8 protein-coding genes are annotated in these 14223 nt (G+C 73.1%); all 8 read right to left on the bottom strand.

The features are described 5' to 3' along the window. Positions 1-70: 70 nt before the first annotated feature. The 8 genes from fxsT to AB0D59_RS37950 all read right to left on the bottom strand — a co-directional run bounded on the left by fxsT (position 71) and on the right by AB0D59_RS37950 (position 13492). Positions 71-3082, bottom strand: coding sequence for an FxSxx-COOH system tetratricopeptide repeat protein (fxsT, locus tag AB0D59_RS37985; RefSeq protein WP_362575397.1), 3012 nt, complete (start codon positions 3080-3082; stop codon positions 71-73). 122 nt (positions 3083-3204) lie between these two features. Beyond that, positions 3205-4602 carry an HEXXH motif-containing putative peptide modification protein gene (locus tag AB0D59_RS37980; protein ID WP_362575608.1) on the bottom strand — a complete coding sequence of 466 codons (1398 nt, stop codon included), beginning with the start codon at positions 4600-4602 and terminating at the stop codon, positions 3205-3207. After that, a complete protein-coding gene (locus tag AB0D59_RS37975) occupies positions 4602-5756 on the bottom strand; it encodes an FxsB family cyclophane-forming radical SAM/SPASM peptide maturase (protein ID WP_362575395.1) in 1155 nt (384 codons plus the stop codon). The genes AB0D59_RS37980 and AB0D59_RS37975 overlap by 1 nt, the downstream gene beginning before the upstream one ends. A gap of 167 nt (positions 5757-5923) precedes the next feature. Continuing rightward, the gene (gene fxsA / locus AB0D59_RS37970; RefSeq protein WP_362575393.1) at positions 5924-6103 is read right to left on the bottom strand and encodes an FxSxx-COOH cyclophane-containing RiPP peptide; all 180 of its coding nucleotides are present in this window, start codon (positions 6101-6103) and stop codon (positions 5924-5926) included. A gap of 43 nt (positions 6104-6146) precedes the next feature. Further along, the gene (locus tag AB0D59_RS37965) at positions 6147-9656 is read right to left on the bottom strand and encodes an SAV_2336 N-terminal domain-related protein (RefSeq protein WP_362575391.1); all 3510 of its coding nucleotides are present in this window, start codon (positions 9654-9656) and stop codon (positions 6147-6149) included. A 7-nt stretch (positions 9657-9663) separates the two neighbouring features. Next, entirely contained in the window at positions 9664-10695 is a 1032-nt protein-coding gene (locus AB0D59_RS37960) for a MoxR family ATPase (RefSeq protein WP_362575389.1), read from the bottom strand. A gap of 122 nt (positions 10696-10817) precedes the next feature. Further along, the gene (locus tag AB0D59_RS37955; protein ID WP_362575387.1) at positions 10818-13037 is read right to left on the bottom strand and encodes a trypsin-like peptidase domain-containing protein; all 2220 of its coding nucleotides are present in this window, start codon (positions 13035-13037) and stop codon (positions 10818-10820) included. Next, positions 13034-13492 carry a CU044_2847 family protein gene (locus AB0D59_RS37950; RefSeq protein ID WP_362575386.1) on the bottom strand — a complete coding sequence of 153 codons (459 nt, stop codon included), beginning with the start codon at positions 13490-13492 and terminating at the stop codon, positions 13034-13036. The genes AB0D59_RS37955 and AB0D59_RS37950 overlap by 4 nt, the downstream gene beginning before the upstream one ends. Positions 13493-14223: the final 731 nt, after the last annotated feature.

The following is a 14223-nucleotide window of genomic DNA, read 5'->3' as shown; positions in this document are numbered from 1 at the left end:
CTGAAGGTCAGCACGCCGAAGGGCCCGGTCCCCGTCACGGGGGCCGGGCCCGTCGGCGTTCGTTCCCGCCTCAGCTGGCCTGGGGTTCGAAGTCCCAGTAGGGACGGTTGCGGGCACGGGCCGAGACGGTGTGGACGTGCTGCTTGCCCAGGGTCGCCTCCAGGTCGGTCAGGGCCTCCTGCTCGACCTTTTCGGCCTGCTGGCGAGAGCGCAGTCCGCGCAGGTCGGCCGCGTGGGCGACGCGGGCGGACAGGGTGAGGGGGTGGGTGCGGCCGAGGTTCTCGGTGGCCCGGGCGATGGTCACCCGGCTCAGCTCCGCGGCGGACTCCGTTTCACCGACGAGGTTGCGCAGCGCGGAGGCGTTGACGGCGCAGCCGAGCGTGTAGGGGTGGCTCTCGCCGACGGCCTCCGCCATTTCGGCCAGCGCCTGCTCGATGAGCACATGGGCGTGCTCCCGCTCGCCGACGTTGCGCAGGATCAGGGCGTGGTTGGCCCGGGCGCCGATGCTGAACGGATGCGTCTCCGGAAGCAGTTGCCCGTACCGGACCAGGATGGACTCACTGGTCTCACGGGCCAGGTCGATGTCACCGTGCTCACGGTTGAAGCAGCTGTGGCTGACGGCGGCGGAGACGGTCAGGAGATCCCGGTCGCCGAGTTTGCGTTCGAAGCCCTCCAGCACCTTCGTCAGCAGCTTTCCGGCTGCCTCACGCTCTCCGCCCCGCAGCATGCACAGCGCCAGGTTGTGTTCGGCGCGCAGGGTGTCCTGGTTGGTCTCTCCGGTGACGATCCGGTACTCGCGGACGTTCTTGGCCTGGATGGACTGCGCCTCCGCGTAGCGGCCCAGCAGCCTGAGACCGATCGAGTACGACACCTCGGCGAAGAGCGTCCACAGGTGCCGGTTCGTCAGTACGAGTCGTCGTTGCTCCAGGGTGCGCTGGGCGATGTCCAGCGCCTGCTGGTACCGGCCCATCAGCCTCAGCGTGTAGCCCCAGTTGTTCAGCGCGTTGAGCGTACGCGAGTCCTGCTCGCCGAGGAGTTCCCGGTACATGGGATACAGCTGCTCGTCCAGCGCGAGGGTCTCGTCGTAGCGGCCGAGAGCGCGTACGTCGGCGGCCAGTCCCATGAGCACGCGCAGATAGTCGAGATCGCGTTCGCCACGCTCCTCGCGCAGCTGGTTCACCGCCGCCCGTTCGATGGCTTCCGTCTCTTCCAGCCGTCCCGCCGCGCGCAACAGGTTGGCGTAGTGGTAGGTCACGTCCCAGATACGGGGATGGGAGTCGCCGAGCAGCGCGCGCCAGGTGTCCAGGGCTCGCCGGGCGAGTTTCCAGCCCGCGGTGTACTCGCCCGCGAAGTACATGTAGCGGAGGCAGTTGAGGACCAGGGTCTGTACCTTGCGGTCCCTGCTGTTGAGGACGTCGGCGTACTTCAGGTGCGGAATGAGTTCCGCGTACGCCTCCCAGTTGCGGGTGTCGGTCGGACGGCCGGGGTCGGCCTCGGCCAGTGCCCGGCGCACCACGTCGATGAACTCCCGCCGGTCCTGTTCCGGCATGTCCTTGCCGACGACCTGGTGGACCATCCGGTGGAGATACACGGACTCACCGGCACCGGGCGACAGGGCCTCGTCCACACCCACCTCGTGGGACTCCAGACGGACCACGGAGTACTGCCGCAACTGGTTGATCGCCTTGTTCCACAGCAGCGGGTTGTCCAGCAGCCCGGTGATCTGTTCGGGCAGGTCGTCGTGGGGCATCTCGCGCAGCATGCGCACGGGGATGAAGCCCGGTGCGAAGAACGTGCACAGGCGGAGCAGGTCGACGGATTCCGGGACCGTGTCGCGCAGCTTGTTCAGCAGTATCGACCACGCGGTCTGGAAGGTCACGGGGAAGTCGGCGGACACCCTCACGACGTCCTGGTCGACGCCGCCCTCCAGCAGCGCGATGTAGTCCTCGACGGACAGGTCGGAGTCGTTGAGCCAGCCGGCCGTCTGGTCGAGCAGCAGGGGCAGGTCCTCCAGGGCCTCGGCGAGTTCGTCGGCCTCCGGCTCCGTCAGCCGGGGCGCCCGGCGCCGGATGAAGGCGACCGACTCGTCACGGCCGTAGACGGGTACTTCGAGCAGCTTGCTGTTGTGCTCGCTCCACTCGGTGTTCCGGGAGGTGATGAGCACGTGCCCGGGGCCGGTCGGGACCATGTCCCAGATCTGGTCGGGTTCGTCGGCGCCGTCCAGGATCAGCAGCCAGCGGGAGAACGGGTTGCCCCGGCGCAGGCCGTCACGGACCGCGCGGAGCCGCTCGCCGTATTCGTCACCCGTCGACAGACCGAGTTTCGGGGCGAGTTCGGCCAGCACGCGACGGTAGGTGGCCCGGCTCTCGGCGTTGACCCACCACACCACGTCGTACTCGGGCCCGAACCGGTACACGTATTCAGCCGCGAGCTGGGTCTTGCCCACCCCGGACATGCCGTGCAGCGTCAGCACGCCGGCGCCGGGTTCGCTGTTCTGGAGCAGGTGGAACGCGTCGTTCAGCAGCGGCTCGCGACCGGTGAAGCGGGTGTTGCGGCGCGGCACCCCGCCCCACACTTCCGGCATGGCGGCGGGGAAGCGCGGGCCGCGGGGGCCGTTCGCCACCGGGGGGTGGACGGACGGCACGTCGAGTCGGTCCAGCAGGCGGCGCTCCGCCTCGTCGGCGCCCATGTTGGTCAGGTCGACGGGGGCCAGCACGGCGACCGCCGCGGGCACCTGGGTGTTGGTGACGGAGACGGCGGCGAACTTGGAGGGGTCCGGCGCGACGACCTCGCGCAGCGCCGCGTTCCACTCCTCGAAGGTCCGGGGGCCGAGTTGGAAGTAGCGCTCGCTCACCAGGATGAGGACCCGCCCCTCGGCGAGTGCCAGACCGCGCAGGAGGTCCACCAGGGTCTCCTCCGCCGGGGAGTCCCAGCGGATGTAGGCGACGCGGACCCCTTGCCGCTCCAGCCTGTCCCCGATCCACATCGCCCAGGCCCGGTTGAATCCGGCGAAGCTGATCGTGACGGTCTGCCTCGCGGCCGCCCTGTCGGTCGACCTGACTGGCGTACGAGTTTCAGACATGCGACAGCCTCCACGCGTAGTCATAAAAGCCTAGAACCTCGTTGCGGCTCTGGGGAGTCCGGCGACTTCGCAACCGAACGCCTCGGTCTGTCGATCTTCGCGCAAGAGAGCCTGAGAAGTCGTCATTTCCGGGATTCACCACGAGGTCGGCGCTGCGTCCAGAGCACCCGCGCGGCCTTGACATACGCCTGCGCGCGCGCCGTGTCGCCCCGGGGGGCGGGCCGCTCCGCGAGCCGTTCGTGAGTGGCGGTCATCTCGTCGACGAAGCGCCGCCCCACCGCCGTCAGGTCCGGCGAGCCGGCCAACGCCGGCAGGGCGGCCCCGACCTGGGCGTGACAGCGCGCGAAGGACGCCCACGCGCCCTCGCTCCGCGCCGGGTCCCCGGTGAGCGCCCGGCGCTGGAAGAAGTCCGCGAGGGCGAGGTAGGAGTACGTCCCCTGGAGGAGTCCGTCGTACGGCCTCGGGTCCGGTCGCCAGGGCGCGAAGTACCGGGCCGCCGGTCCCGCCCGGTGCAGTTCCACCATCTCGCTCAGCGCCGTCAGCTTGGCGTGCTGGAGCTCATGGACGAGGGTCGCCGCGAAGGCGACCGGGGTCACGGGAGCGCTGCTGAGCAACGCCCCGAACGCCTCCCGGCTGGTTCCGCTGCAACTGCCCCGGCCGCCCGCCGCCGGCGGCATCTCCAGCGGAACGAGGCACCGCAGCAGCGCCAGCACCTCCGTGAGCCGCTCCTCGCCGCCGCTGCGCAGTACCGCGGCGGTGCCGGACCAGTTCTGGAGCCACCGCTTGCGTTCGTGGTCGTCCGGAGCCACCGGGCCGCTCAGCCCGAACTGGTCCGGTACACGGCCCGGCACCCGATAGGGGTCGAGGTCGTCCAGGGGTACGGACTCGGCGTCGGCCACCAGGCCCGGCAGCGCGTACGCCGAGGTCCAGGCGAGCGAACCGGACCAGGCGCCGGTGCCGTTCTCCAGATACACGGACACCTGATCAAGCGTGATGCGCCCTCGCGAGTAGGTCACTCGAACCCGCGCGTCACCGCCCTCGGCCGTGTGCAGCATGCCCAGCGACGGAAGGACCAGGACGCCGTCGCGGGCCGTCAGCTCCGTGGTGAACGGGATTCCTGCGCGGGCCGCGGCCACGGCCGCCAGGGCGCTGAAGTAGGCCAGGTCACGGGCGAGTTCGCGACGCCGGTCCTGGGCGTGGGGACCCGTGCCGCCCGGGCCGAGGCCGGTCAGGCAGCTGCGGGCCCAGGCGCCGGTCAGCGGATACCGCAGTCGCTCCCGCGCCGGGGAGGACGAGGCCGCCCGGTCCGCCGCCGTCAGCAGCGCCCAGTCCTCCCGCAGCCGCGCCTTCGTCGCCGGCGGGCAGATCCCCGGTTCCGCCGCCTGGACCGCGTCCAGCACCGCGCGCAGCAGGAGCAGCCGCCGGGTGTCCTGGTCCCGGCCCAGCAGGGCGAGCGTGTCGGCGCCGCCCTCCGTGCGCCCGAGTTCGGCCAGAGCCGCCTCCGGGACCGCCGGAAATATCACGGGGTGCCCCCTTCGTGAACGGTCAGGGCGGGTGCCGCGTCCACGGCGAGCCGGCCGGCCACATGTCGGATGAAACGCTTCAGGTCGGCGCAGTACACCGAGGGATTGCGGAAGCCGTGCCCGGCCCGGTAACGGTGGGCGTAGTGACCACCGCCGCACACCGACAACAGCGGGCAGGCCCGGCATTCGTCGGCCAGGGCGGCCACGCCCGCGTGCCGCGCGGCGACCCCCGGGTGCCGTAACGCCTCGTCGAAAGTGTGCCGGAAGACGTCCAGTCCCGTCCGCGCCGCGCCCTCGTACGCCGATTTCAGGGAGTCGACCTGCTCGATCGTCCCGTCCGTCTCCACCACCAGCGCGTCGAACGGTGACAGTCCAAGGGATTCGGTCGCCGCCGGGAGGCCCAGCAGCAGCGCCAGGCACTCCTCGAAGAGCCGCACCCGGGTCTCCCGCCGCCCGGCCGACCACCAGCGGTCGAAGACGGCGCACAGCCAGTCGCCGTGGCGGGCGTCGCCCCACTGTGGCGGCGGCGCGGACCAGTTGCCGTGCGGGAGGAGCAGGTCCATTGTGGGCGGGCGGAGTTCGAGCAGACTTTCGTAGGTCTCCACTGGATCCAGCATGGGGTCGACGACGGCCAGGATGCCCGCGTACGACTCCGGGAAGCGGTCGGCGACCAGGCGCGCCCCGCGTACGGCGGCGGGCCAGGACGGGCGGCCGGCGTGGTCGACGCGACGCGCGTTGTGCTCGGGGCGGCCGCCGTCGAGGCTGATGCCGACCTTGATGCCGTGCCGGGCCAGGACCGCCAGGCGCTCCTCGGTGAGGAGGGTGGCGTTGGTCTGCACAGTGGGCTGGACCATGCAGGCGTCGGGCACGCGCGTGCGTACGGCGTCGGTGAGGCGGCCAAGGGTGTCGGGGCCCGCCAGCAAGGGCTCACCGCCGTGCAGGACCAGGGAGACGGTGGTCAGCCCGTGGGTGCGGGCGTGCTCGGCGATCCGGTCGGCGGTGCGGTCCAGGACGGCCGGCGGAGCGGCGGCCGGGCGCGTACGCCAGGTGCTGTCCGGGCCCTCGTAGAGGTAGCAGTAGGTACAGGCCAGGTTGCAGCGGCCGTGCACCTTCACGATGAACTGGCGGAAGGGGTGACCGGTCGCAGACACTCCAGCACCCCCATGCCGTACACCTTTCACCCGTATCAGGCCGCATTCCCGGTCGGAGACCGGACGCAAACCCGAAACGATCGAAGTAGCCTCTTCCTGTCCCTATTTGACAGAACACGACCGCCTTTTACTGCGTCATGTGGCTCGCAGCGCGCGTCCTGTGCGGTTCACATCGCGCTGTTGAATCCCCAGAGCATCTCGCTCGGCCGTTCCGCCCGTTCGCGCAGCTCTTCCACCACCTCGCGCAGTACCGGGTGTTGGATCGTCCTCAGCTTCTCCAGATCGAGGTCCAGTAACTCCGGCAGGGTTCCACCCGTTGCCGGCGACGCGTCGTCCCGTCCGCTCATCTCCCCGTTCCTCTCCAGTCGGTGTCGCGACTCGGTGTCGCGGTCACTCCAGCTCAGCCAGCCGCTCGGTGGTGTCCCGAGCCGTCGGCTCTCCCGAACCCAGCGTGCCCTCCGGCAGCCGCGCCCACTCCGTGCGGGCGGCCCGGTAGGCCTCGCGGGCGGCCCGTGGGCGTGCGGCCGCCTCGTAGGACATACCCCGCCAGTGGTGCGCCTGCGCGCCCAGCACCATCGCTTCCTGACGGCGGCGTTCGGTGCGGGCCTCCTCCTCCGCCTCCCGGGCGGACCCGGCGGCGAGTCGGAACGCGTCCATCGCCTCGTCCAGCCGGGTCGGACGGCCCAGGCTGTGGTAGGCCTCGTACTGCGCCTGACCCAGCTCAAGACGGCAACGGGCGGCCAGCATCGGGGCACCCGCGTCGTCCGCCTCGTCCGCCGCGAGCCCGAAGAGGTACTCCGCCTCCCGGAGGTCGACGCGGTCGCCGCGCAGCCGGTGGCGGAGGATCAGGGCACGGCCGAGCAACAGCAACCGCAGACCGAGCTCCCGGTTGCCCGTGGGGGTCTCCCGGCGGCAGTCCCGCAGCACCCGGATCGCCTGCGACAGCGGCGCCCACGCACGGTCGCCGGTCTCCGAGTCCGCCCGGCGCAGCAGCGCCTCGCCCCACTCGGCGAGGACCTGGGAGTACTCGGGGTCGTCCCGCGGCATCTCCGCCGCCGCGCTCGCGAACGCGGCGGCCGCGTCCTGGAGTTCACGCGGATCACCGGTCTCCGCGTACCGGGCGACCCGGACGCGCCCGGCCCGCAGATGCAGGGCGGACCGCTGACCGCGCTTCCGGGTGACCGCCAGCGCCTCGTCGACCAGGTCCTGGGCCTCGTCCAAAGGGGCGCCCGCGCACAGCAGGGCGTCCACCAGGTCGAGCCGTACCCTGACCCGGTCCGGTGCCTCGGGGGCGGCCTCCAGGGCGTCGCGCAGCGACCGGGACGCCTGTTCCGCGTAGCCGCGGGCCTGCTCGGGGTCGGTCGTCGCGTCCGACAGGCGCAGCAGGATCCGGCCGTGCGCGCGCGGCAGTTCGGGCGGGCGGTGCCGACGGTCCGGCCAGGCGTCGGCGAACGCCTCCAGCATGCCGACCGCACTCTGCAGCAGCGCGCTGTCGCCGCCGAGGCTCCACTGCGCCTCCAGCGCACCGACCCGCTCCAGCGTCAGCCGCAGCGCTTCGTGCTGATCGAGGTCGGGGGCGCCGCAGGCCACCGCGTACTCCCGGTCGGCTCGGCGCAGCAGGTCGAGGGCGCCCGTCCGGTCGCCGTGCCGCCTGCGGTCGGTGGCGGCGGCCCGCAACACCTGGGCCAGGACGGCCCGTTCGCGCCGGGCGTGCGGGTGGGCCACGGCCCGCTCCGCCGCCTCCTCGGCCTCGCGCAGCAGCTCGGCGCCACCCTGCACCTCCCACAGGCGCAGGGTGCAGTGCGCGTACTCCGCCCACAGCTCCGGGTCCGCGCCGACCGGCTCCTCGTGCTCGGTTGCCCCGCGCAGCAACTGCACCGCGTCGATCAGGTCCTGCACCATGCCCTCGGTGTCGAACCGGGCGAGCAGGGCGCGGGCCCGTTCGACCGCCTGGTGGGTGGGGTGTTCGCCCGGTCGTACGGCGGTGTCGCGGGCGCCGTACAGGCGGAACTGCTCGGGCAGCGGCATGAAGCGCTCCAGTACGCGGGCGGCGACCTCGGCGAAGGGCTGCGGGACCAGGGTCGCGTCGCCGTTGTCGCCGCCCTGGGCCGGATAGCCGGTGCCCGGCGGGGTGTACGGCCGCCCGGAACCGCCGTCGCCGAGCTGGGCGAGGGCGAGGGCCGGGAAGTTGGGGCCGCCCTTGCCGAAGTGCTGCTCGATGTACTCGGAGCAGTGCTTGAGGACGAGCAGGGCCTCGTCGCGGCCGAGCGCGGAGAGCAACGCCTCCTGGACCTCGGGGGCCATCTCGTACCACTGGGTGCCGTCCGTGTGGTGATCGACGTACTCCTCGCGGGCCCGGGTGACCAGGCCGCCGAGCAGCACCTCGGCGAGTTCGGAGGGGCCGGAGTCGGGCAGCATGGTCCGCTGGACCAGTTGCATCACCGGGAGGCAGAGCGGGGCGGCGGCCAGGTAGACGGCGAGCCGGCCGGCGCTCGGGGAGGCGGCGGACTGGAACCTGCTGACCCGCTCGATCGGCGACAGCGGGCGCCCGGCGCGGACCGCCTGCGCGGGCGGCTGGTCGGCGCGCACCCAGCCCACCGCGCCCGCCACCGGCCCGGCGCCGACCCCGGACAGCAGCCTCGCCCACGCGCCCAGCGCCACCGGCTCCGGCGGCAGCACCGGCACCGGTACGGCGCCCCGTGGCCCGCCCGAGGGAGTACCGGCCGGGGTGCGCACGCGCAGCGCGGTGGCGCCGCCCAGCGTCTCACCGCGGCTCAGCTCGCCGTAGGTGACGGGCAGCCGGGTGCGGCTCCACATCCGCTGCGGCAGCGGCTGGAGCACCGCGACCGGGGCCTGCCGGGAGAGGTGGTGCAGCAGCCGGTGGGCGCGGCCGCTGTGCCACAGCGGTCCGGCGCAGTCGCTGATCAGGACGGTGATCCGGCGTCCGGTCGGGTCGCTGAGGCGGTCGGCGGTGTGCAGCGGTGCCGTGCGCACGTCCGCGCTGCGGCTGACCGCCGGCTCGCCGTCGGGCCCGGTGTGCAGATGGCTGATCTGGATGTCGCGGAAGGCACCCAACTGACCGAAGACCTGGATCAGTTCGGTGAACATCCGGTCCCAGACCCGCATCGACGGGGAGGCCTCCAGGACCAGTTGGAGCCGGGCGTCGCCCCGGGTCACCGCGCGGTACACGGGCAGGATCAGACCGCCCGCGCGTGCGCTGTGCTCGGCGGTCCGCGTCTCGTCCAGTTCGGTGCGCAGGGGCGGTGCGGCGCTTCGGTAGGCCTGCAACGGCCGTAAAGCGCGCTGGAGTTCGAGTGGCGCGGGCAGGGCGGGGGCGGCGGGTACGCCGACCGGCAGCCCGGTGATCCGGCCGGCGGCCCTGCTGTGCCCGGCGCCGTGCTGCTGCGGCACGGGGTACAGGGAGGCACGGCGGTCGGCGCCGCCGGCCTCGGCGGCGGCCGGCGCCGGCCGCGCCGGCCGCCTCTCACCGCCTGCCGACGGGGTGTCCCCCGACGGGTCCCTCGGCGGTACGACGGTCCCCTTCGGCAGGCCGCCACCGGGCCCGGGGACCACCTGCTCGTCCTCCGCCTCGACGGCGGGCCGCGCCCACCGGGCCAGCCACAGGGCGTCGCTCAGCCCCTCGGTGTCCGGATCGAGCCCGACCTCCCGCAGCCTGCGGACGAGTTCGGCCATCGGATCGCCGTCGGCGAGACCACCCGGCTCCGGGCCGCCGTCGACAGCGCCGGGTCCGCCCCGCCCGGGGCCCCCGTCGGCCCTCGCGGCCGCACCGGCCACGCCGGAGGGGTCCCCCGCCGGGTCACCGGGGGACAGACCGGGCTCGCCCGGCGCCCGGTCCGGGTCGGGTGGAAGGGGGCCGTGTCGCGGCGCTGCGTCCGGCATCAGCGGCTCACCTCGGGCGGTCGAGCCGCTGGATGAGCAGGTCGGCGAGCCGGTCGCGGCTGGGCGGGGCGGCCGCGTCGGTGAGGTAGATGGCGTTCAGCAGCTGGTCGGCGGCGAGGAGTTCGCTGCGGGAGCGCTCCAGGAAGCGGCTGATCAGGTCGTCGCCCGCGCGGGCCGCCTCGTCGCCGAGGTGGGCGCGGACGAAGGTGGCGAGGCGGTTGTGGTCGGGGCGGTCCAGTTCGAGGTGGATGCAGCGGCGCATCAGCGGGGCCGGGAAGTCCCGCTCGCCGTTGCTGGTGAGCACCACGAACGGGAAGGCCCGGCAGCGCACCCGGCCGTCCCGGACCCGGACCTTCGTGCCGTCGGCGGTGAGCACCTCGGCCTCGCCGTCCGGCAGCCGGTCGGCGATCCGCTGGAGCTCGGGTATCTCGAACTCCCCTTCCTCCAGCACGTTCAGCAGATCGTTGGGCAGGTCGATGTCGCTCTTGTCCAGCTCGTCGATCAGCAGCACGCGCGGGGTGTCGGAGGGGAGCAGGGCCGTGCCGAGCGGTCCCAGCCGGATGTAGCTGCCGATCGCCTCCACCGCACCCGGGGTGCCGCCGGCCGTGCCGTACCCGCCCTGCGCGGCGATCTGCACGTCCTGGAGCCGGGCGATGGCGTCGTAGTGGTAGAGGCCGTCCTGGAGCGCGGAGCGGCTGACGATGGACCAGCGCAGGACGTCGCCCAGACCGAGCTCGTACGCCACCGAGTGCGCCAGGGTGCTCTTGCCCGCGCCGGGGCTGCCGGTGACGAGGAGCGGGCGGCGCAGGTACAGCGCCGCGTTGATCATCTCCAGCTCCTCGGCGCCGGGCCGGTGCAGCTCGGCCAGATGCCGGTTGGCGCCGAGCCGGCGGTCCCGGGAGCCGTCGCCGCCGTCGGTGCCGGCCTCGGCGGTCCGGCCGGTGAAGTCCCGCCAGGGAGGCGGCGGGGGCAGCCTGTTCATGCCGTCGTGGGGTTCGCCGGCGCCTCGGTAGATGAGCCACTCACTGGATTCGGTCATGTCCGGTCCTCGTCGTCACTCGTCCGTACTCGTCCGTCCGGTCCCCACGGCAGCCATCGAACGTGCCTCACGTTATCGACCTTCAGGAGACCCCGTAAGGGCCTCACACAGGGCGCGCGAGTTCACGGCGCCTGGAGCAGGTCGCCCGTACCGGGCAGGGGTTGGTGCGGGTCGTCGTACAGGAGAGCGATGTCCTTGGCCCAGAACGCCTCCGTGAGCCCCTCGCGCACCTGTTTGCGCAGCCTGTGCACCGATTCGGGCAGCTCCCAGGCGCCGTCCACGTCGTAGACGGTCATCCTGGCGCCCCGGTGGAACTCGCCGCACATGGAGTCGGTCTGTCGGCTCCAGCGGCGCCACAGCACCACCCCGTGCCCCGCCCGGACGATCCGGCCGAGTGCGGTGGCGTCGTCCGGGTAGCGCCGGTCGCCCTGCCGGCACAGCACCGGGACGGTCCCGGGCGCGAGGCCACGCAGCGCGGCGACGTCGGGCACGGGCCGGCGCACCGCGTCGTCGCAGTCCAGTATCTCGGCCCTGGCCCGGTTCTCGGCCCGCTCACGCCCCTCGTGCACCCGGTGCCAGCGGCCGCGGCGGTCGGACTCCTCGTCGTCGCCGGGGAACCCGTCGCCCGGCAATCCGTCACCGGGGCGTTCACCGCCGTACCAGCCGTCCTCCTCCCCCGGCAGCTGGTCGCGGTCCTTGCAGCGGACCACGACCGGCCGTTCGACGCCCAGCGGGTCGGCGCCGGGCCGCAGCCGCCACTCGTCCACCGGGAGGTCGAGCAGCAGATGCGGCAGGGCGGCGTGCAGCGGGACCGGCCGGCCGGGCTCGTCACAGCGGCGGAAGGCCTCGGCGAGCGGCTCGGCGACCCGGGCCGCGAGGTCGGCGAGCGGGGCGCCCTGCCCGTCGTCCAGCCGGGTCGTACCGCCGTCGGTCCGCACCACCGCGACCGACCAGTCGCAGTAGCCGCGGTTCCAGGCCAGATGCTCCACTTCGAGCAGGACGGACTGGTCGTGCGCGGTGCCCTGCGGATGCTCCCGGCCCTGCTCCCCCGCCGCCCCCCCGGTCCGGTGCTCGCCACGGTCGCGGCCGGTCCGCTCGCGCAGCCGGTCCCCGAGGTGCTGGGCGCGCCTGCGGGCCAGCTCGCTGCGGTAGTCGCTGTCCAGCCGGGTCGCGGCCTGCTTGATCCACTCCCACAGGGCCTGTTCGGCGTCGAGCACGAAGGGCGTGACCGGGCGCTCGGCGGTCATGACCCGCATCGCGTACTCGGCGACGAGCCGGAGCGCGCCGTCGTTGCGCACGTTCTCGTACAGCGCGCCGAGGCCGTCGCGCCAGCCGCGCGGCGCGGGCGACAGGGTCGGCAGCCGGAAGTTCGGCAGCGAGTGGAGGATGTCGAGCAGGCCGCGGGTACTGTCCGGCGGCGGCAGGTCGGCGAGCCGGCCGAGCAGCTCCGCCCGCTCGTCCGGGCTCAGGGTGCGGCCCGGCCGGGCCCCGAGTTCGGCCTGGAGGTCGGTCCAGGTGGGGCGCCCGGCGTCGGTGGGCTGCTGGCGGTCGCGGTGGTAGCGGTCGTGGGCGTGGCAGACGGCCTGGTAGAGGTCGTGCTGGTACGGGTCGTGGTGGCGCAGCCCGTGCCGGTACAGGTCGTGCCGCCGGTCGCCCGGCGCCGTCGGCAGGGTGCGCAGCCGCTCGATCCCGATCGAGGTGCCGCCCGATCCGTGGTCCGCGCGTGACTTGAGCACGCCGACGACCTCGCCGCGCGCCGGGTCGATCACCGGCCCGCCGGAGACACCGAGCGGCAGATCGTTCTCCCCGAGGCGCATCTGGGCGCCCGTCGACCAGCCGCCGATGGTGCCGTGCACGGTCAGGAAGCCGTCGTGCGGCTGCGGCCGGCCCTGGAAGGGGGCCCAGCCGGCGTAGAACACCCGGCCCTCGGTGTAGTGCGGCATCGGCCGCTCGGAGAGGTAGACACAGTCGTGGTCCACCGGCTCGCGCAACCGGACGAGCGCCAGGTCCGGGGCGGGCCAGCTGCTCGGGACGGGGCGGTCGACGTGCTCCGGGAGAGTCGCGGCGACCTTGCCGGGTACCGCGCAGGGCTCCTCGAAGGGACCGGGCTGATAGACCACCGTGACCTCGCCCCCCTCCCCGCCGTCGATCACATGGGCGCAGGTCAGCACCCAGTTCGGTGCGATGAAGAAACCACTGCCGAGGAACGCCCCGGTCTCCTCGGGGGCATACCCGACACCTGTGCGATGGATGCGTACGGTGGCCGCCATCACGAGTTCACGCAGCGCATGGTGGGCCGGTTCCCAGCCGCCGGACGCGCCCCCGTCGTGCCGGTCCGTCATTCCGCGCCCCCGGCCCCGGCTCCCTGGGCGCCCCCGTGCACCGGGGCGCCGCGGGATGCGCCCGCGCGAGCGACCGGGGAGCCGTCGTGACCGGCGTCCGGATCGGGCGGGCCGTCTCCGTGCCAGGTCAGGGTGACCGTGATGGCCGCCTTCGCCTCCCCGTCCGCGAGCAGCCCGACCACCTTGCCGGCCTTCGCGGTGAGCTCGATGCCGAACTCGACGCTCACCTCGTCGGGCCGCACCGCCCGCAACGGCTCGGCGAGCGACCGCGCCACCCCGCCGACCAGCGAGTTCAGACTCTCGACAGTCGCCTCCACGCGGTCGGTTAAGCCGGTGTCCGTGAACGACAACTCCCCCGTCGGCACGGCCAGTTCCTCGGCCCCCGAGATCCGCGCCCACACCGGCGTACCGTCCGGCAACCGCACCCGCGCTATCCGCGTGGCGTCCTGCTCCATTCCGTTCCCCCGTTCCCCCGAGCCCCGTGTGCTCCCTACGCCGTACCGTTCGTGGTTTCCCGCCCTTCCCGCACGGGAAGACATCGCCGCTTCGATCCACGGGGAAAGAGTCCTTCCCCCGCGAGGGGAGCCCAACCCCTGTGCCGCCCCGAAGCCATGGGAGCCCCAGTCGTCACCCCGGCGGCGGCTGTGCGCTCCCAACGCCGACACGGTTGCCCCGGCGGGACATCGATCCCCGCCGGAGCATGATGGCCGCCTCGGCCGCGGTCACGGTCGCGGCCGGGTCCGCCGTCCGAAGACGACGGACCCGATCACCATCACCGCTGATGCCACCAGATGAGACTGGTCACGACGGCCCCGCCGGTCCCGGACGCCAGTCTGTAGACCAGGCCGTGTCGGGCGGTCCGGGTCAGGGCGCGCAGCTCATGACGTCGCTTCGGAGGAACATCGCGCCCGGCGTCGGATTCCGCCGGTGAGCCGATCGTTGGCTTACGCCGGTCCGCGTCCGTCGACGCCTCCTCGGGTTCGCCCGTAGGCTCGGGTGTGCAACCCATGGTTTCTCTCCTCGATCCGGTGAAGCTGTCGGGCTGTGCACGCGGCCCTCTGTGAGCGCAGAGGGCCGCAGCCGTTTTCCCTCGTTATGTTTTCCGCGGTCCTGCAAGAGGGCCGCTGGCCTCCGGGCCCGGCATGACTGTGTCCCCCTGTCGAACGGATGACCTGGGGGGTGGTGT

Origin of the sequence: Streptomyces sp. NPDC048417, from assembly GCF_040651615.1 — a bacterium.
In the GTDB taxonomy this organism is placed as follows: domain Bacteria; phylum Actinomycetota; class Actinomycetes; order Streptomycetales; family Streptomycetaceae; genus Streptomyces.
Note: the sequence above shows the minus strand (reverse complement) of the source record. Positions and strands in the feature narration are given on the sequence as shown.